The 20,920-nt window shown below is 34.6% G+C and carries 16 protein-coding genes and 2 pseudogenes; 8 read left to right on the top strand and 10 right to left on the bottom strand.

What is annotated here, in order from left to right; all coding sequences use genetic code 11:
• Positions 1–429 precede the first annotated feature (429 nt).
• Entirely contained in the window at positions 430–1,983 is a 1,554-nt protein-coding gene (locus tag JNUCC52_RS02345) for a solute symporter family protein (RefSeq protein ID WP_172771446.1), read from the bottom strand.
• A complete protein-coding gene (locus JNUCC52_RS02340; RefSeq protein ID WP_172771447.1) occupies positions 1,984–2,319 on the bottom strand; it encodes a DUF485 domain-containing protein in 336 nt (111 codons plus the stop codon).
• A 590-nt stretch (positions 2,320–2,909) separates the two neighbouring features.
• Here JNUCC52_RS02340 and JNUCC52_RS02335 point away from each other — a divergent pair.
• Complete coding sequence (locus tag JNUCC52_RS02335; RefSeq protein ID WP_172771448.1) at positions 2,910–3,497, top strand: SCO family protein; 588 nt, start codon at positions 2,910–2,912, stop codon at positions 3,495–3,497.
• Between the two features lie 171 nt (positions 3,498–3,668).
• On the opposite strand, the gene JNUCC52_RS02330 is transcribed toward JNUCC52_RS02335, so the two are convergent.
• The 7 genes and pseudogenes from JNUCC52_RS02330 to JNUCC52_RS02300 all read right to left on the bottom strand — a co-directional run.
• Positions 3,669–5,024: an NAD(P)-binding domain-containing protein gene (locus tag JNUCC52_RS02330; RefSeq protein WP_337981246.1), complete on the bottom strand. Its 1,356-nt coding sequence runs from the start codon at positions 5,022–5,024 to the stop codon at positions 3,669–3,671.
• Between the two features lie 109 nt (positions 5,025–5,133).
• A complete protein-coding gene (locus tag JNUCC52_RS02325; protein WP_337981245.1) occupies positions 5,134–5,352 on the bottom strand; it encodes a hypothetical protein in 219 nt (72 codons plus the stop codon).
• A gap of 46 nt (positions 5,353–5,398) precedes the next feature.
• Complete coding sequence (gene arsC, locus JNUCC52_RS02320) at positions 5,399–5,815, bottom strand: arsenate reductase (thioredoxin) (protein WP_337981244.1); 417 nt, start codon at positions 5,813–5,815, stop codon at positions 5,399–5,401.
• Between the two features lie 12 nt (positions 5,816–5,827).
• On the bottom strand, positions 5,828–6,886 hold the full coding sequence (gene arsB / locus JNUCC52_RS02315; protein ID WP_337981243.1) for an ACR3 family arsenite efflux transporter: 1,059 nt from the start codon (positions 6,884–6,886) through the stop codon (positions 5,828–5,830).
• The gene (locus tag JNUCC52_RS02310) at positions 6,879–7,205 is read right to left on the bottom strand and encodes an ArsR/SmtB family transcription factor (RefSeq protein WP_337981242.1); all 327 of its coding nucleotides are present in this window, start codon (positions 7,203–7,205) and stop codon (positions 6,879–6,881) included. The genes arsB and JNUCC52_RS02310 overlap by 8 nt, the downstream gene beginning before the upstream one ends.
• Before the next feature lie 479 nt (positions 7,206–7,684).
• Positions 7,685–10,714, bottom strand: a complete 3,030-nt coding sequence (locus tag JNUCC52_RS02305; RefSeq protein WP_337981241.1) for a DEAD/DEAH box helicase — start codon at positions 10,712–10,714, stop codon at positions 7,685–7,687.
• A gap of 400 nt (positions 10,715–11,114) precedes the next feature.
• Positions 11,115–11,296: pseudogene (locus JNUCC52_RS02300) on the bottom strand (histidine phosphatase family protein); the annotation flags it as partial.
• On the opposite strand from JNUCC52_RS02300, the pseudogene JNUCC52_RS02295 reads away from it, so the two are divergent.
• Positions 11,231–12,432 (top strand): annotated as a pseudogene (locus JNUCC52_RS02295) (IS110 family RNA-guided transposase). The pseudogenes JNUCC52_RS02300 and JNUCC52_RS02295 overlap by 66 nt on opposite strands.
• A gap of 713 nt (positions 12,433–13,145) precedes the next feature.
• Positions 13,146–14,288: a copper resistance CopC family protein gene (locus JNUCC52_RS02290; protein ID WP_337981240.1), complete on the top strand. Its 1,143-nt coding sequence runs from the start codon at positions 13,146–13,148 to the stop codon at positions 14,286–14,288.
• Positions 14,289–14,388: 100 nt separating this feature from the next.
• Here JNUCC52_RS02290 and JNUCC52_RS02285 read toward each other — a convergent pair whose 3' ends face one another.
• Positions 14,389–14,796, bottom strand: a complete 408-nt coding sequence (locus tag JNUCC52_RS02285; RefSeq protein ID WP_337981239.1) for a hypothetical protein — start codon at positions 14,794–14,796, stop codon at positions 14,389–14,391.
• 191 nt (positions 14,797–14,987) lie between these two features.
• On the opposite strand from JNUCC52_RS02285, the gene JNUCC52_RS02280 reads away from it, so the two are divergent.
• From JNUCC52_RS02280 to JNUCC52_RS02260, 5 genes are all read left to right on the top strand, one after another.
• Positions 14,988–15,737, top strand: coding sequence for a hypothetical protein (locus tag JNUCC52_RS02280; RefSeq protein ID WP_337981238.1), 750 nt, complete (start codon positions 14,988–14,990; stop codon positions 15,735–15,737).
• 80 nt (positions 15,738–15,817) lie between these two features.
• On the top strand, positions 15,818–16,105 hold the full coding sequence (locus tag JNUCC52_RS02275) for a hypothetical protein (protein ID WP_337981237.1): 288 nt from the start codon (positions 15,818–15,820) through the stop codon (positions 16,103–16,105).
• A gap of 38 nt (positions 16,106–16,143) precedes the next feature.
• Positions 16,144–16,461, top strand: coding sequence for a hypothetical protein (locus JNUCC52_RS02270; RefSeq protein WP_337981236.1), 318 nt, complete (start codon positions 16,144–16,146; stop codon positions 16,459–16,461).
• Positions 16,454–20,125, top strand: coding sequence for a multicopper oxidase domain-containing protein (locus tag JNUCC52_RS02265; RefSeq protein WP_337981235.1), 3,672 nt, complete (start codon positions 16,454–16,456; stop codon positions 20,123–20,125). The genes JNUCC52_RS02270 and JNUCC52_RS02265 overlap by 8 nt, the downstream gene beginning before the upstream one ends.
• Positions 20,122–20,862: a hypothetical protein gene (locus JNUCC52_RS02260; protein WP_337981234.1), complete on the top strand. Its 741-nt coding sequence runs from the start codon at positions 20,122–20,124 to the stop codon at positions 20,860–20,862. The genes JNUCC52_RS02265 and JNUCC52_RS02260 overlap by 4 nt, the downstream gene beginning before the upstream one ends.
• The last annotated feature ends 58 nt before the right edge of the window (positions 20,863–20,920 follow it).

Here is a 20,920-nt window from a genome sequence, read left to right as displayed (position 1 = left end):
TGCTTAAATACTGAATTTTGCTACTTTAGTGAATTCACATCTTAATTTTATGAGACAGTTCACAAAATTGCAATACATTTCAGAAAAATTATGGAAAAAAAATTTCCGTAAAAATAGTCTTGAAACAGAAAATATGAGACAAAGCCTAGAAATTAAAGGGTTTTGGAATATTCAGATAAATTAATAACGTATGGATATTACTAGCTTCTTGACAAAAAAACGATTGTAATAAACGAGAAAAAATGCGTTTTTTCCAGAAAAAATAAACACTATTTATCTAGTGAAAATTGGATATTTTCTTGAATTTGGAAAATAAATAGTATTGTTCGATAAGTAAAATGTTTGAATTTTTATAGTAAAAATTAAAAAGACTCGACCAAAGTCGAGTCTTTTTATTAATAATTGATGCTTCATTCCGATATAAATTTATTAATGAGAAATATCTGAAACAGATACACCTGTATTCGCTTTCACACGAATTTCTTTGTAAATCCGATCTGCTTCTGCTTGAGACACTTTGCTAGCAGAAAGAACGGAACCTAAGTAACCAGCAATAAAGCCTAATGGAATGGTAATAATTGCTGGGACTGCTAGTGGCACTAATGGCTCTCCAACAAAAATTGCAGCACCTTCTATTGGACTCCAAACATTTGGACCCATTGCGCCTAATATTAAGCAGGAAACTAAACCAGTTACCATTGCTGTAACTGCACCAGTTGAGTTGAACTTTTTCCAGTATATTGTGTATAGAATAACTGGTAGGTTAGCAGAGGCGCCAATACAGAAAGCAAATGATACTAAGAAGGACACATTTAAACTTTGAGCAAACAATGCCAGAATAATAGAAACGATGGCAATCGAAATAGAGCCAGTGCGAGCAGCTACAACTTGTTGTTTCTCTGTTAATTTACCATCTTTCATAATCTCACCATATATGTCATGAGAAATTGCCGATGCACCTGTTAATACTAAACCAGAGACTACGGCTAAAATTGTTGCAAAAGCGACAGCGCAAATGAATGACATTAATACATCTCCACCAAGGAATTCAGCTAATAGTGGGGCAGCAGTATTACCAGCCTTACTTTCTGCAATGATTTTATCCAGACCTACAAAGTGCATTGCACCAAAGCCTAAGAAAATTGTTAACGAGAAGAAAATGGCCGTAATCCAAGTTGTCCAAGATATAGAAGCACGAGCAGTTTTCGCATCTTTAACAGTAAAGAAGCGCATTAAAATATGAGGTAAACCAGACGTACCTAATACAAGTGCCATCATCATTGATACAGAGTCAATTGAGCTTGAGTACTTCATACCAGGGACTAAAAATTTGTCGCCATGATCGGCAGAAATCGTATCAAACATTTTCACTAAAGAGAAATCAAATTTCATTAGTACAAGTGTTGCTAATAGACCTGTCCCAAATAATAAAAGTCCAGCCTTAATAATTTGAACCCAAGAAGTAGCTGTCATCCCACCAAACAATACATATGTTGTCATCATTACTCCTACAATTAACACCGCAATCCAGTACTCAATTCCGAATAATAATTTAATAAGTGCACCAGCACCGACTAATTGCGCAATCATATAGAGAATAACGATAATAATTGTTCCAGTTGCAGCAACACCACGAATACGTTTTTCATTAAAGCGAGCTGTTAACATATCTGCCAACGTATAGCGTCCTAAATTACGCATTGGCTCCGCAATAACATATAATAGAACTAAATTTGCAACGACATATCCTACTGAGAAGAAGAAACCGTCAAATCCAGTTAAAGCAATAGCTCCTGAAACCCCTAAAAAAGCAGCAGCTGATAGGTAATCACCTGCAATGGCAAAACCATTTTGCCAGCCTTTCAGACCACCACCTGCTGTATAAAAATCGCTTGCAGAAGAAGTCCGTTTCGCTGCTATATACGTAACGATTAATGTTAAACCTACGATTCCTAAGAAGAAACCAACTGATACTAAATTCATTTATTTTCCACCTTTCGCTTGGTACTCTGCAAGAACTGCAGCAGCTGCTTTATCGAATGAAGCCGCTTTTTTTACATATACTGTACAAAGAACAATTGTCATGATGAAAAGTCCTGCTGAATAAATCCAAACACCAGTTATACTACCAATAATTTTTTGTTGTAGTACAGGCTGAAAAGCAAGGATTGGCAGTAAAATATAAAGAAATAAAAACCCTGCTGTAATCGAGAAAAGGAAGGTGTTTTTCTTTTTCACGAAAATGTTGAACGATTCCATAGCTTCAATTGCATTATAGTCAACTGATTGTACGTTTTTGTTCTCAGTAATGTTAGCCATCATTATTCCCCCTAAAGTTATATATTTCTGTTTTAAACGACATATTTCTTTGTTACTCGCCGTTATATTCACTTATTTTATGAGGTAGATTCTTATAATGCAATACTAAATTTTTAGTTTTTCAAATTTTTAGTTAAATTTAGATAGTCGAAATAATGTAGAAATAATAAGGTTTTAATAGAAATTTCCCGTTAGAAAGAGAATGAAATTCGTTATTAAAATAGTATATTAATAATAGCTTATTGATAATAATTTTGAATGTAGGAGAAAATTCGAACTTGAAAGAGAAATTTAATGCTTTCCTTAATATTGTATAAAATGTCAGTTATAAAGGAATAGCTAAAAAACGTTGTTATATAACAAGTGTTAAGCGTCTTGGGAAATAAGAAAATTAGTAAATAAATGTTGTGAATTTTTTTTGAAAATTTTCTGTATATAAAAAATAGAAATGGTCAATGTATACCAAAAATATACAGATTAAGAGTGGATGACATAAAGGAGGAAATGATTCAAGTTCATTATCTTGTATTTGTATTCTATTATTTATACAATAAAATACGATGATAAACTGGAGGGAAGTGTACATTTTAATGGGGAAGAAAAGGATCATACTAGTTGGGTTACTAGTATTAACCACAATTTTGGCAGCTTGCGGCAGTTATAAATTCGAACCTAAAATGAGTATTGATGTAGAAGATTTTTCATTTACGAATCAAAATAATAAGCAAGTAAGCCTTGATAGCTTAAAAGGACAGCCTTGGCTAGCAATGTTCATATTTACAAATTGTAATTCGATTTGTCCACCAATGACATATAATATGACGGATGTGCAAAAGTCATTAGAGGATGAAGGTGTGAAGAATTATCAAATAGTAGCATTTAGTGTAGATCCTGAAGTAGATACGCCAGATATTTTAAAAAATTATTTACAAACATATTCAGTTGTTAAGGATAGCAAATGGCAGCTACTAACTGGTTATGATCAAAAGTATATTGAGCAATTTGCGCGAAAATCTTTTAATTCATTAGTAAAAAATGATCCGAATTCTGATCAAGTCGTACATATGTCGAGCTTTTATTTAGTAAATGCTGACGGAGTTGTCGTGAAGGATTATGACGGCGCTACAAATGTACCTGTAGAAACAATCGTAGCAGATATGAAAGCCTTATCTAAATAAGATGAATAAACTCAGATGATGTAATAATTATCTGAGTTTATTTTAATTTTGTCTCACTATCATAAGTATACTTTCCATTGAAACGTAACTTCCTATAATTTATATTATGTAAACTAAAATTATTTTACGACGAGAAAAAGGACTGCCAGCTTTCGCTAACAGTCATATATTTTAACAACATGAATTTGATTGATTAGCAAGATTTATACCGCAGACCCCTGTTTCAGGTAACTCCAATTCTACACGTTTCGAAGCTTCTTTATCACCTGATAAGTAAGCTGTTATTGAACGTACTTGTTCATAACCTGTTGCCATTAAAAATGTTGGTGCGCGTCCATAACTTTTAGCTCCGACAATATAGAAGTCCTTTTCTGGTTGGCGTAGAATTTCTTCTCCATGCGCTCTTACTGTGCCACAACTATGCTCATTAGGGTCAATTAGAGGTGCCAATGCTTGCACACTTTCTGTTGCTGCATCAATGGAAAGCCGTAGTTCACTGTTAATCGTAAGATCTGGTCGATTTCCAGCATTGACAATAAGCTCTTCAAATCCTGTTAATACCTTTGTTTCCTCGTTAATAGTACCAACAATTTGGATGCTCTCATCTTTCTTCAGCTGTGAGATATAGAAAGGTGTTATTACTTCAACCTTACCTGTATCTACTAATTCGTGAATACGTACACCGAGTGCGCCTCGTGCTGCTAATGCATCTTTTTCTTCGCCACCATATGCTTCTTCAACAGATCTTTTACGCATAATCCATACTAATTTTGTTGCAGGATTCTCTTCTTGTAATTCTGCAAGTGCCAATAAGGTATTAATAGCTGAATGGCCACCACCAATAACAGCAATCTTCTTATTTGCATATCTCTTAGCATTCGAATTTATATCTGGAATACCATACTCAATGTGATTTGCTAAAGCTTTTTCATTTTGTAGCCAAACACCTGTAGTATTCGCTGGGTTTGGATTTCCCCAGGTACCCGTGGCATCAATAACAGCTTTCGCCTCAATGATATTGATGTCATTCTCTTGTTCAACATAAATATTAAAGGATTGCTCTACTCGATTTTTTGTCTTCATCTTATCATTAAATTTTCGTGATATCCCAACTACTTTTGCGTTCAATTGAATGTTAGGCTTTATTTGTACTAACTCAGACAAAGGTTTTAAATAGAGATCAATTAATTCATTTCCCGTTGGTAACATATCTAAATTAGGTTCTACCCAATCGGAGGCATCTAATAAAGCTTTAGCTGCTTTATTGATGTTATATCTCCATGGTGAAAATAGTGTAACATGCCCCCAAGTACGTATATTATGTGCTATTTCACGTCCTGCCTCTAGTAAAATAAATGCTTGCTTTTGTTCTACTAAATGAGCAGCTGCAGCTAATCCAATTGGACCTGCGCCAATGATTACAATCGGTAAATTCTTATTAGAATTATTTACAGTCTCTTGTACCTCAATATCCTTTGCAGGAGTACAACAAGATCCATTTTGATTGATTACTTTTAGTGTTTTCATAATTAACTTCTCCTCTTTCATTCTTTACATAAGCATTCCCTTATATAAAAAGTATTTTTTACGTCTAGCAGTTAGCTAGACGTTTATTTAAACTTTGTGAGTGTATTTACTACATTTCAATTTTACATATCGTTTTATCAAGTTCTTTTAAAGCTTTTTCGAATTGTAACCATGTGGAGGTGTCGTAGCGTTTCATATCTCCTTTAAAGAAGAAATCAAAAGCAAACTCTTTAGCCTCTATTAATGTGTATTCTCTACTATTCATTATTAACTTTAAATAAGCGATAAAATAATCTTTAGTTAATACGCTAGCACGATTTACTGTCATTTTTAATCCTCCATTCATCGGATTGAATAATTGCTAACAGACAGTATTACAGCTCCTCAGCTACAAATTGTTCAATGCGTTTACCAATTGCATCACGAACATTTTGGAATACAGTCCACTTCTCTTCATCAGTACCTGTCGCTTTTACTGGATCTTCAAATCCCCAATGCTCACGGCGAATGTGAGGTGGTGTCATCGGACATTTATCAGCCGCATCCCCACATAACGTAACAACCAACGTTGCAGTATTTAATGTCTCAAGATCAATTAAGTCTGAAGTATGGTTTGATATATCAATTCCTATTTCCGCCATCGCTTTAATGGCCTTCGGATTTACTCCATGTGCTTCAATCCCAGCACTTTTTACTGTCCAATTTGTAGGTAGTAATTTTCTTGCCCAACCTTCAGCCATCTGACTTCGACATGAGTTTCCTGTACATAAGAAATAAAGTGTATTTGTCATAGTAATTGCTCCTTATAATTTAATGGTTTTAAAGTATTTTTTCTGCCAACGTAAGGCAACCCATACAAGTCCTATGAGGACTGGTACTTCTACTAATGGTCCAATAACAGCCGCAAATGCTACGCCACTATGAAGGCCAAATACACCAACTGCCACAGCAATTGCTAACTCGAAGTTATTGCTTGCCGCTGTAAAAGAAAGAGCTGCTGTGACAGGATAAGATGCCCCAACTTTACGGGAAGAGAAGAATGACACAGCAAACATGATCACAAAGTAAATAAATAATGGAATAGCAATTCGCACTACATCAAGTGGCAGTTCTACTAATTGCTCACCCTTTAAAGCAAACATCATCACAATCGTGAACAGCAGTGCAATTAAAGTAAGTGGTGAAATTTTCGGTAAGAACTTTTCTTCATACCACTGTTTTCCTTTTGCTTTAATCCCTATCCATCGTGTGAAGAACCCTGCAGCAAATGGAATACCTAAGTATATAAGTACACTCTTTGTAATTTCCCACATCGAAATGGATACATGGAAATTTTCTAAACCAAACCAACCAGGTAATACATTTAAGAAAAAGTAAGCAAACATTGAATACGTTACGATTTGAAAGATTGAATTAAAAGCAACTAAACCAGCTACGTATTCACGGTCTCCTCGTGCTAAATCATTCCACACAATGACCATGGCAATACAGCGAGCTAAACCAATCATAATGAGTCCAGCCATGTACTCAGGATAATCATGTAGGAAGATGATGGCTAAAAAGAACATTAAGAACGGTCCAAGTAACCAGTTTTGAAAAAGGGATAATAAAAGCACTTTCCAATCCTTAAACACTCGCCACATTTCTTCATACTTTACTTTCGCTAACGGAGGGTACATCATGACAATTAACCCTATAGCAATCGGTATAGATGTTGTTCCAATAGACATGGACTCTAATGCTTCACCAATAGTGGGCAAGGCGATACTTAATACGACACCTATTCCCATCGCCACAAATATCCAAAGGGTTAGATAACGATCTAGAAAAGATAGCTGTTTGGTTAAAGACTCCTTACTCACTATCAGTTCCCCCTACATGGCAACAATCTGTGACACAGTTACACCCGTTTAAAGGCTGAATTTGTTCGATGATGCCCTTCATCAATGGCGTTTGATCCTCTACTAAACGGTAATGTTTCCAAGTCCCTACTTTTCGTTCCGTAATAATGCCTGCCTCCTTCAATTTTCGTAAATGCTGACTAACTGCTGGTTGTGATATGCCTAGAACGTCCACGAAATCACATACACATACCTCCCCATTTTTCATGCATGCAAGTAATTTAATTCGATTCAAATCAGCTGCTGCTTTTAGTTGTTTTTCTATTTGTGTGTTTTCCATTTATCTGCACTCCCTATATAAACATTTGCTTATATATTATATTAAATAAAATCACCTCTTTAAAAAAGGTTAATTAATAAGAATATAACTATATTCTTATATTATGATTTAATGTTTTGAATTGCAACAGATTTTTAACCAATTTGAATATTTTTTTATGTAGCTTTGAATTTAGTTTGATCGAAAATATCTTACGAACCAGCATTTTTATAGACAAAAGAGATATTTATTGACTGGTTCTACAAAAAAAGACCAACTTTTTGTTGGTCTTCATCTACGAATTAGTCGTAGTGGGCTAACTGCTATTCTAAAATATAAAAACAAATTATCTTCTATTTACTCAAAAGGGAACTCTGTGAAATAGCTAAGTGCTGCTTTTATCGGGAGTTTCCATTAATAATTGGAGTCCCTTTTTTAATTCGCTAAAGAGAAATAATAGAAATAAATATAGATTAGAACAAAGAGTGTAGACTATCCACTTAATTGCTAAAATAACATGTTAAGCGTAAGCCATAAGTATCTTTTAAATAAGCATCAGTTGCCAGGATAATTTGTTTCATTGAATTTGAGAGCTCCAGTATCGATACGCCAGGTTGAACAATTGAAATTCCAAATTCAGTTTCAAAACCAGATTTAACCATCTTTTTCAACTTATATAAGGTTTGTAAGTCTCCCTTCTCAAACCTTGTTTCATCAAATTTTTTCTGTCTTGTATTTTCTCGTACAATCATTCTTTGAACAATTTCTAAGATATTATCATTCCACATAATTGACTTTTCTGCTTGACCACATACTTCATATAGGTCCGAAACACGAGCACCAGCGCGCTCTCCTTGAGAATATTTACAATGGTACAGATGAAATACGATTTTTTGACGTTCTGTATCAATTTTGACCGAAACGACATCTGCAATTTCTCCAGATCCATCGTCATCAAAAATAATATCTGATGTCTGATCTACAATATTATGTATCGTAGCATATTGAATTGAATTAGTCTTTCTTTCCCTTCCTTGTGATTCGGATTTAATATCGACTCCTAATTCATTCCAGTCGATAGCATAAAAAGAATCTGGTGGCAATTCAATGTCACTTTTGGGTTTGATAACTGTTTTTAAATTTTCTTGGACTATAATAATAGTTCCATCACTTTGTATGAACGAAATTTCTGGTGAATTTTCGTACAAAAATTCAGTCATTTTAACAGTTTTTTGTCCTGATTTCACTATTAGCTCTTCACCCTCGATTTGTTTGAAACCATATGATATCTCATTAATAAACTGCTCAAAGACAAATTTTCTTTCATTTATCCAAAATTCAAAGCGAAGTTTATCTTTAACTAAACTGGGATTCTTTAAATCTGTTTGAAAGAACGGAAATTCTTTTTGTTCTTTAGAAATATATAACTGCTTTGTAGAAGAATTGGAAACTTCAATTATTTCAGGTAACAATATTTTATAAGGCACACCCTCTGGAAATTCCTTAATAACTTCCAAAGCGAGTGAATTATTTAAAATATTATTCGTATCAATAGAGTGATCCATTACCTTTTCCCCTATTTTTTTACACCAATCTGTCCAAAAGTTTATTCGTTCTACCCAACGCATCCAAATTTTCCCTTTATACGAACAACCAATACTAATTTTTCCACCATCTTGATAGCCATATCCGAACAGATTTGATTTAGTTGAACCAGATGCAATAGCTTCATTTATACCAGACTTAATATCAGTCCCAGCAAACATTCTAAAGCTAATTCTTCCACTAGGCTGCTGCTTCAATCCCAAAGTTCCTAGCATCAATCTATTAATTCCATCTAAGCTTCGATATATTGAATCTCCCTTGATTGCTAACGCTTCTGGAAACATACTTTCCACAAGTCGATTTCCTTTTCCAGCATCGGTTTCGTTAATATGAATGATTCCATTCTCTTTATCAAAAAACAATACAAAAAAATCATAATCATATTGCACTATATCCTTTTGATCAGACCAGACTACTTTTGTTTCAATTTCCTCAATGAAAATGTAAACAGAATCCATTTCATTTATTAATGTAGTAGTTCTATCTTGATCCAAGACTTGTTTCCATCCTTCTACAAAAGTCCTTTTTGAAAGATATCGAAACATTCTTGTACTTATTTTCATCTTTAATTGGGATAAATCTATTTCTTTCACATGGCCTTTTTCAAAATTACCTATGAATTCACTGAGTTCAACTTCTTTATCAATAGCTTGATGTGAATGAATGTTAAGAAGTTGATTCCAATCAGAATCTTGATGATATAATTCTTCAATTGATTCCTTCAAATCGTCCATTGCCACATTTGTAATGAGCTTTGCATTACCCACATTATTGCTACTTGTTCGAGCGAATCTTCCAATGAATTGAAGTGTAATAGGAAGTGACTTATATTTATCGTGAATTGCTGCAATTTTCAGTGTTGGAATATCAATGCCTTCCCCAAACATATCTACACAAACCACAATTTTCGAATTACCATTTTTAACTTGCTTTAAGTATTCGTTTCTCTTCGCTGCTGGAATACCCGTGTGAATTACTACTGGATTATACTTTTTATATTGAGAATATATGTTTTCATATAACTCATCAGCACGCTTTTGGGTCTTTGCTCTCGCAAGAAGTACATGCTCGTATCCTTGTTCCACATCTTCCACTAAATGCTGAATTGCAACTTTTGCGATTTCTTCATCAGATTTTCTTTCGTCAAATTCTTGAATTGGATAAAAGTCAATTGGCTTGAAATATCCAGCTTTTTGTGCGAGCGCCAAACCATAATTGAAAATTATTTTACCATCAACTTTTCTGCCATCATTTCTAAATGGAGTTGCAGTAAATTGTAGTATCTTCTTTCCTAAAAATCTTTCTTTTACTGTTCTCCAGTCAGGAGCTGCAAGATGATGCGCTTCATCAAAAATTACAACTTCTACCCTTTCAAATAGTTTATCTAAAACATTTGCAGGCATTTTTTTTATCATACCTGGTGTTGAAACAACTATATTAGCCTCCTCAAGTGCCGCAATCACAGCAATTTCATCTTTATCTTCTACTTTTGATTTATAAAGAAAAGTAGTTGGATAAATAACATTATTAGAAATCATTTTTAATTTTGGAAGTATACCGAAATTCCTAGCACCTTCAAATATCTGTTCCCTCAAGAGATTAGACGGTACAATGATTAGTGTGGAAGATATTCTTTCGGAAATAATCGTAGCATACATTGTTTCAGACTTTCCTGTTCCAGTTGGTAAGACAATTGTTGCTGGAAAATTTGAGATCGCCCAATGTGCACGAATTGCAGAAAGAGCCCCAAATTGAGGCAAACGTAATCCAATCTCACTTTTGTCTCGAGATATTCTCTCCTGGTACGATAATTTCCAACTATCAACAATTTCTTCTCGACTGAAGAGTTTACCATCAGCGTCCGTACAGCGACTTAACTTATTCCCACGACCAATTGTTGAAATTATGTTTTTATATGTTGCCAAAAAATCCCTTCTTTCTGCTATGAAATTAATAAGGAAATTTTACTAATTTTATTATAACAGATACAGGAAAAAACTTTCTGGTCCTTACATGAAAACAGTCGTATTTCCTAGAGTAACGCGCACATGTCCCATGACTCACTACATCATAATCAGGATCTGTTAGCTGTCCCAAGAGAATAATCATATTTTATTAATGTTACTTTGAAATAAAGTTTGAGCAAAAATGCCTCGCAAACTCCTTATTTTAAGTTAAATAAGAAGAATCCCTTTTGAAAAAAGATTGATCAAAAGGGATTCTTCTTTAGCAGTTTTAAGTTAGGTTTTATAAAAAAGTTTGGGTATTTTCTACCTGTGTTGCTCCACAATCGCGCCCGATTGTTAAATTAACAAGAAATAATTTTTATTGTTTAACGCTAATACTTACATCCCATTTCTTTGAATGTTCAGTAATTCGTGTTCATTAAATTCCATTCTATAAATATCGGGTTTTGATGTGCTATATAGAAAGTTCAAGTCATAGGAGCTATCGAAATATCCCATCATCAAGGTCATAACAGCTCCGTGGAAGGTCTTAAAGACCTTGTTATATTTTTAGAGGATGTAAAAAACGAGGCTGGTATGATGCCTACAATCATTTTAGAAGCTACAGGACATTATGGTGCTCCTGTCATACAACATTTAGAAAAACGAGGAGATCATTAATCCGTTAATTTCATATAAGGCAAGAAGTTCGAGTTTGAGAAAAGTAAAAACGGATGCCATTGCCTATCTTCTTTGTGAATTTTTCTTTAAAGAGGAATTAGAGCCAAATAAAAAGCGTGGTGTGCAGTTATTAAATCTTCGTAATCTTACAAGACAACATGAAAATATAACTGGCGTAATGATTCAAACTATGTTGCAATTTTAGGCAGTCCTTGAACAGGTATTTCCTGAATATAAAGGGGTTTTCGGAGATTTATATTCTAATGTTTCACTATTAACTCTTTCAGAGTTCCCTTCTTCAGAAGATATTTTGAAAGCAAGTGAGGAATCTATTACAGACAAAATTTATGAACTATGTCAGAGTAGATCCATTAAATGGGCAAATGAAAAAGCTTTACAGCTTAAAGTCGTTGCAGTTCGTAATCCTTTTGAAAAAACAGTTTACTAGAGTCATATTTTAAGTCTTGATATGTATATAAAGATCCTTCTTCAATACAAAGAGCATCTATCAAAGTTAGAGTCAGAAATAAATGCCCTCGCTAAAGAAATTGAAGAATATAGTATTATCAAATCTATTCCAGGTATCGGTGAAAAAATCGCTGCAACGATTATTTCTGAGATTGGTGAAATAGATCGATTTAACAATCCTAAAAAACTTGTGGCTTTCGATGGAGTTGACCCCAGTGTTTTCGAATCAGGTAAGTTTTCAGCAACCAAAAATCGAATTACAAAACGAGGTTCAAGTAGACTTCGTTATGCCTTGTTCAAGGCTGTTGTTGTGCAATACGAGATTGCAGGAAAACTAGAGCAGACGATAAAATCATTCCTCGAAACAAGAAATTACCTGAATTTTACGATAAAAAACGTGACGAAGGAAAACCTTTTAAAGTAGCGATGATAGCTTGTATTAATAAACTATTACATTGATTTTTGCCTTATTAAAAAACAGAACTACGTACCCAGATTTAGCTGTAGTATACATATTCAACCTTTTGAGAGCCTTTACATTCCCCTAAAAGAGTATATTTAATGAACATATAATGTCTTAATCATACTTATAAGGGGGTATTGATTTGTGCGCTAGACAGAGAAACACAATTAAAAAGAAAATACAGAAAAAACATCCAATAAAACATGTCCAGAGTCATACTCATTGTTCAAAAGATGAATATATAAAGTGTTCTAAATACCCTAACAGCTGCTGTGATAAATTTTTCGTTTTAAATCTTGCTGGGTTGACGAATAACCTAAATTATCAATTATTACAATATAAAGGACATAATGTTGAAATCGAAACTGTTTTTGGTACGAAGGAGAGCGGAGTACTTTGCAGTTTCGGCATAGATTTTATAGAAATAAAAGAAAAAGACGATATATTCGTTACAATCTTAAAAGATAAAATTTGTAAAATTTATTTATATGCTGATGGAGATCATTGCAAATCATGTTGATTCCGTTCCTGCTAAACTTACGAAAAACGAAATAAAAAGCTATCTAATAAGTAAAAGACTTCTTCTTAGATAGCTTTTTTAATGCAAAAAATTTCGGAATTACTTTGTACTTAGCCTTGCAAATGTGTTCTGTGCGAAAACTTTTGTAGGTGACGTTTCACTTTCGCTACGAAAAAATTTGCTTACATACTTTATGCCACTATTCTTACTAAGTAATATCCATAATCGATTGTAATGAATAAAATATGCTAATGGATTGCTCAGGAGGGATTAAACTAATGAAATTTAAACCACAATATGTTTTATTTTTATTTGTATTATTATTATTATTTGGATTATGCGCTCAATATATTATGGGACCCTCCGTTGTTAAAATGGAATCCCCATCTCCAAATAGTCGCCTGGAAATGCCACCTTCAGAAATCATCATAACCTTTAATGAGAAAATCAAACTAGCACAAGATTCCCTTGAGGTCATCGATCATAAGGGGCTAGCAGTGACTGGTGATAAAGCACAAATAAGTGATGATCAACAAGAAATCCGCTTAGACTTACCTTCCTTACCAGATGGCAAATACTATGTTAACTATAACGTTGTCTTATTGAATGATGAACAATCTGTAAAGGGTTCCTATTTGTTTCAAATAGACAGTACATTATTATTTACTCAAATAGGAAATAATAAATTATGCCTACCCATTACATACCAGCAAGAAACATCACTACTTAATGAGCTCAAGGAAGCAGCATGGATTATTTATTTCATAAAGGCGATTTATTATGGGGGCTTATCTTTAATCGTTGGTTGGGTATTCTGGTGGAGGATTGTTCAAGGTTACTCAACTGAATTGAAGAAAAAATATACAGCTTATGGGATGGTCATTCAAATACTTCACCTTATAGGACTCTTTTTTATGATTTTAACGCAATTAAACATTACTACAATTTCCGACTATTCTAGTAATAGTTTGATTAATTCCAATTTCGATTTGTTGTGGTATGTATCACTTGTATTATCGCTAATTGGATTTATCTGTCTATTTCGTAATAAATGGTTCGATATGATCTGGATGTCTTTAATTTTACTTTTAAATGGTTTTTTATTTGAATTGAAATCATATAGTCTTATAGTATTTAATAACAGCGCCTTTCTCTTCGCAATTTCAATTTGGGCAGGAGGGCTTTTGTTTACTCTAAGTTTTTGGCGTAAACACCGATTATTCACCCACTCATTCATACCTTTATTTTTCAAAACTTCACTTTGGTGTATTGTTGTATTATTCATTACTTGTTTATTAGTAACTATCGCTTATTTATCGAATACGCCCGTATTGGTAAACCAGTGGCTATTTTTTTTACGGTTTAAACTACTTGCTATTTTTGCCGTTATTATTACTTATGGGATTATTCGATCAAAATGATAAAAACAAAATACACTGAACTTAAATGCATTTAGCGTTTAGTTTAATATATTAATCGTCATATTTCTAACTTCATCTAATTCAAGTCATTATACGTATGCTAAGAACGGACGGATAAACAGAGCATTCCAAATATTACATACAGAAGAATGGTACAAAAAGTTATAAAACCAAAATCAGCCATAACACCAATCATTGGCCCCATTATTCCCGCCATTAATCCACCTGAAACACCCGAAAGTAAAGTTTGATAGTCCACTAACGCGCCAAATATTGCACCGATTACTATAGCAATCACCGTAACAACAATCGTTACCAACGTATAATGGCTAGGAAATGCATTGCCAAGAACTACACCAACGGCCAATCCCATCACTCCACTACTTAACATGGCGATATTCATTCCAAGATGATAGCTAATTAAAAATTTTATCCTGTATAAAAAAGTATACGTGGCAAAACAAACAATAAAATAACTCATTAATACTAACCAAAATATTACACTCAAATATTCAGCTCCTTTATTTTAAATATATGTCATCTTCTTGTTATGAAATTCCAGTTGAAAAGAAATACCTGTTGAATAGATAAATTGGTTACTTAGACTCTTACTAATGCTCCTTCCACTTTACGAAGTTTTGAAGTAGGTAGCTTAACTTTGGAAATTGCATATTTTTTTGTTATATAGGAGGAGATTTTTTGGAGAAAACAAAAGAGGTTGTAGGCATTACAAACACATATGATAATGAAAATCCGGAACTGAAAAAAGAGGAGCGTTACACTTCTCCCGCGAGCCCATTACCTTTATATGAATTGAAATTATTACAAGAATATATTCATGGTGTAAATATACAAAATCTTGGGGAGCATCTCCCCCATTTTAAAAAGCAAATGATGCTTATGAAATTTTTTAAATTTAAAAAAAATCAGCTTGTAGAGGTCTATTCCAAAAATGGAAATCAAAACATCCATACTGTTGGCAAAGTTCATACAATAGGACGAAATTTCGTTATGTTAAAAACACTCTTTACTCGGATTTGGATACCATACATTACAATTCATTCAGCTAAATTACCGTTTGGCATTCCTGCAATTCATAACACACACCAAAATGTCGTGATTGATGAAGAGCTGCGAAAAAAACTATTAACAAACTTCAGTCATACGGTTTCAAATAAACAAGTATTAAGACAACAATTCTTTGAAGAATTATTAGAAACAAATTTGAAAACATGTAAAGGAACAAGGCTGACTATCTATGCTAAAACCTTAATTAAAGGAAAAATACTTAATATTACGCCCGGAAAGGTTTATTTAAAGCATCAAGATGTGCCTGAAATTTCGACTGCTCAAATTACGTATATAAAGCAAGGGAGAGTCACTTCTTTTTTCCAACGATTATTTTCAAACTGGCTTGGACATAACAAAACCTCTAAAAAATCATTTTAAAAATGTCAATTTTTGTAATAAAATCATTTCGACTCAATATAATAAGTTGATGTCTACTCAAAAAAAGGAGGTGAAGCAAAATGGGCGGACCAATCCTTCCTCAAAACGAGCTTTTTTTGGAAATGAAGGGGAAAAACATATTGCTTGTAACCGAGAGAAATCAATTAAGTATACTCGGTCAAACATTTAGACCTATTTTTTGCGGAAAAGTAGCGGAAGTAACAAATGGCTATATTACACTAGATCCAGTAACTATTAAAATGCACAATGCCCCGTTTTTTAAATTCCCTACACCACTAAGTTTCCCTATGGAGCATATTGCAGTATTTACACCATTTGATTGTAAACGACAACTTGTACTTGTATAGGTTTTCACTTCGAAATTTCATAAGAATAGGAGGTTACTATGGACTTAAATAAACTTGCTACACAACTTGGTATTCACACGCCAGATATTAATACCATACGACAAACTGTAGTGGCACAAGCTTTTAAGGACAATGTAGGTGTAAGGTCTTTAATTTTACTCGCCCAATATCCATTTCTAATTATTGGACCTATCGTGGAAGTAGTTAGTGACTACTTAGTGATTGATGCAGAGATTACGAATATACCAGAGCTTGATGGTGAAAAATTTCGCGTTCACATCGATGATATAGAAGTATTTTATATTGAAAATGAAAACAGACCTATACCTGATATCAGGAATAGTATCCATGAATAGACAATTTCACATCGTTGCCATTCCTATACGTATTGTTGTCAATCAATTCGGTGATCACGATCCAAAAGGTATGATGTATGTATTAAAGGAAAATGAAAGTCTCATCAAACAAAAAGTCGCTAAGAATCCATTTACGCCAGTAGACTTGGTTGAGCCATTAGTTATTCGCGCAAATGTAGGTGACGAAATTGAGGTTTTATTTGAAAATCAACTTCCCTTCAATGCATCGATGCATATTCAAGATGTAGAATATAATGTTTTTACTTCTGATGGAGCTTTTGTTGGGCGAAACCCGAACACAACAGTTCCACCAGGAAAAAGTATTGTATACAAATGGCAAGTTCATCTTGAAGGAACTCATTTTTTCTCTGATTTAGGAAATACATTATCAAGTGAATTAGGGAGTAATGTACATGGTTTGTTTGGTGCACTTTTTGTAGAACCACGTGGATCTACTTGGACTGATCCTATTTCAGGCAAACCAATTAATAGTGGTCTTTTTGCAGATATTCACAATCCATTGCTCCCCTCTTATCGAGAATATGGTTGGTTTTTCCATGACGAGGAGGAAGTACACGATTTAACAGGGCAAAAGCCCATCAGTCCTCATACACTTCAACCAGAAGCAACCCATTCCATTAACTACCGTTCGGAGCCTATGCGGAACAGACTACGATTAATTCATGAAGGTGTTGTTTGTCCAGACTGTGAGGGTGAAGAGGTTCATCATGATTCTTGGGTATTCGGTGATCCATCAACGCCTATTTTACGAGCCTATATAGGAGATCCCTTAAAAATCAGGCTCATTCATGCTGGTGTACAAGAAACACATTCATTTCATTACCATGTCCATCAATGGTTTTCTGAACCAACAAATCAAAACTCAGATCTTCTTGATGTGCAGGCCATTTCACCCCAATCGAACTATTTAGTCACACCTGTATATGGGGCTGGTTCATTACAAGGGGCAATGGGCGATGCTATTATCCATTGTCATCTGTACCCCCATTTTGGAGAAGGTATGTGGGGAATTCAACGTAATTTTAATACGTTACAAGATGGTAGTCAGTGTTATCCTAACGGCATGCCCATTAAAGCACTTAAGCCACTGCCGGACCGACCATTACCACCAAAACCGACACCTGAAAAACCAGGATTTCCAAACTTTGTGCCAGGAATTGTCGGACTTAAAGCTCCGCGCCCACCGCTCGGCATTATAGGTGGTAGACCAGCTACTCAAATTGAAAAAAACTCTTTTGCACCGAATGCTGTTCCTGGGGCTGTTTTTGTCAACCCAGCTATTGCAGGTGTAAATCCAGTAAGGACCTTTGATGTCGTTCTTATTCAAATGCCTATTTTTTATAATAAGCAAGGATGGCATGATCCTGAAGGGCGCTTATATGTTTTAGCTAAGGATGAAGAAGATATATTAGCCGGTCGAAAAGAACCTGAGCCATTGGTTATACGGGCAAATGCTGGGGAAGTAATCCGTTTTAAATTTACAAATAAGTTACCTGAAACACTTGGCGGTAATGCATTCCAACTAGTCAACCGCACATATGAGGCTGGCATGCACGTTCACTTCGTTAAATTTGATGTTTTGTGTTCAGATGGTGCAAATGTTGGATGGAACTACGATTCAGGCATCCTTTCAGGTGAGACAATTCAATATCAGTGGTTTGCAGATGTAGAGTTAAAAGCAACTTTTTGGCACGATCATTTATTTGCCAACGAACATCAGCACCACGGTGTTTTTGCTGGCATTAACGTCCAAGCAAGAGGCTCAAAATTTTTAAGCTCCGTTACTGGTAAGGAAATACAATCCGGTACACAAGCAACAATCGTCAATCCATTAATTCCCGATTTCCGTGAATTAAATTTATTTGTTCAAGATTTTACGATGTTATTTGATAAAGACGGATGTCCACTCAATCCTCCACCGTTTCCTGGTTCACCAGAAGATCCAGGAGTTATGGCTATCAACTATAAAAATGAACCTATTCAATTTCGTTTAAAAAAACCTAATCGTGATCCTGCTTATGTTTTTAGCTCATGGGTGCATGGCGATCCTATCACACCATTGCTTCAAACTTACAATGGAGATCCTGTTCGAATTCGTCTCCTTCAAGGCGCACATGAAGAGTCACACAGTTTTAATCTTCACCGTCAGCGCTGGCATAAAGAACGTCCCAACTTATCTTCAAAATTAGATCAGCAACAACATATAGCTCTTGCTGAATCCTTCACGCTTGAATTTAACATGGAAGGTGAAGGAGATTTCGATATGCTTTATCATTACGGCTCCATCGATGATATTTGGTTAGGAAACTGGGGTATTTTTAGGTCGTTTGAAAAAAGAGTACCGCATTTAATTCCTTTACCAGATCGAGACGCCCCACCATCACGACACGATCCTTTACCAAGTCCTACAGGAAAACCCCCTGAAAAAGCAACAAGACCGAAAGACGCAATTCCACCAAACGCGCTTGTTCGAAAATATGAAGTCGCTGCAATAAATGCTCGAATTAACTATAACAATGAAGGAGATCACGATCCTTTCGGGATAATTTTCATATTAAAGGAAAATGTAGAAAATATTCGTTTAAAGAAAGTGAATCCAGAGCCTTTAATATTACGTGCGAATGTTGGGGAATATGTAGAAATTACACTTACAAATGAATTGAACGATACATTCCATCACAGGGCCCTACATGGCTATCCCGAGGTACCTGTTAGCGCACCATTTCCCCCGTCACAACGAATTTCATTACACGCTCAACTAGCTATTTATGACGTTCGACATTCTGATGGAGCAACAGTAGGGTTCAACCCCGATCAGACAATTGCTCCAGGTGAGAGCATAAAGTATACCTGGTATATCGATACTGATTTTGGTTCTGTTAACTTATGGGATATGGCCGATATTCGAAATCACCGACACCACGGGGCATTTGGCATACTAATTGCTGAGTCTCAAGGGTCAAAGTATCTCCATCCAAAGACCAGAAGAGAGGGCAATCTGGGACATCAAGCAATTATTTCAAATCCTTTACTCCCTGAGTTTAGAGAATTCTCTATTGTTATGCATGATGGGGTAAGGCTTGTTGATAAAAACGGGGATGTCATTATTGATCCCGAACCACTCCTCATCAATGCAGAGGAAGAAGTAGAAGATTTTGAAGATCAAGGCTCAAGAGGCTTCAATTACCGAGCAGAACGATTTAGTCATTTTGTAGAAAATCTAAATGATGTTTTCAAAGTTTTCAGTGCTGCTAATGTAAAAAATCCGAGCACGCCACTATTTTTGGCTTATCCAGGTGACCCCGTAACATTTCGTTTTGCATTTCCAGCTGATAAACCGAGAGCACATACATTTACCATTCATGCACATCACTTCTTTAGAAGTAAAAAAGATATGTTTTCTTCAGTAGTTTCCTTTAAAGGCGAAGCTACTGTTGGAAGTAATGACGATTTCCTTTTATTCTATGGAGCAGGTGGACTATCTCAGCAGCCAGGAGACTATTTGTATCGTTCAGGAAATATTAGATGGGATATTGAATTAGGTTTATGGGGTATTTTTAGAGTCCTAAAAAGTAGAAATTCATTGTTAGCCCCACTTAAAGATCATTTTGCATCCATCGAAAATGAAGGTGATTCCACATGAAGCGCTGTAAAAAATGCAAAAAACTAACATGTTCCTGTAATAAATCTAACCCAAAAATTCCAACTCCTGTTTTTTCTTCTCCTACTAGCTCATTACCAAAGGCTCAATTAAATGAGTTGAAATTTTGTATAGATGAGGCAAATCAACTGCTACAATCACTAGGTTCTGAAAGCGACGTAAACAATACTCGCCAGCTTCAATTACATTTCCTTAAACTTCAAGGTGTAAATGTGAAAATAAAAATTAATTGCAAATTTATAGAAACAACAAAAGATGAGGATACAATAAAAAATCGAGTCATTGAGACAATTGAAGAAAAAGTAGGTATATTAAGTATTGCAGGACGAGATTTTATCCAGGTGAACACGAAGAATGGACCTATCTTTATTTTATATACGCGACTCATTTCACTATCCCACATTAACAACTCTCAAGAAGAAGAGCGATATGATTTAGAAATGATAAAAAATAAAGCTCTCGTTTTAAATTTCGGAGAATTTGTGTCAAAACGTCCTAATTTAATTAATTTATTTTTTGGCACCCCACTTTATCAGCAATTACAAAATTATATAGAAGATACTATTCAAGTTAAAACAGATCAACTGATGATCACAGGAACCTTATTATCAACTACTGAAAACAATATTTATATAAACAACGAAAAAGGCAATCATCGTGTGAATATGAATAATATTATCTTCTTGCAAATTTTGAAAAACAAATGGATAAAGTGCTGATTATCCACACTTCTCATATAAAAAGCCACGCGTGTTGATTATCTAGTTTCTTCCAATA

This window comes from Lysinibacillus sp. JNUCC-52 (genome assembly GCF_015999545.1).
Classification (GTDB): domain Bacteria; phylum Bacillota; class Bacilli; order Bacillales_A; family Planococcaceae; genus Lysinibacillus.
The sequence above is the reverse complement of the archived record's forward strand: the minus strand, read 5'-3'. Positions and strand labels throughout refer to the sequence as shown.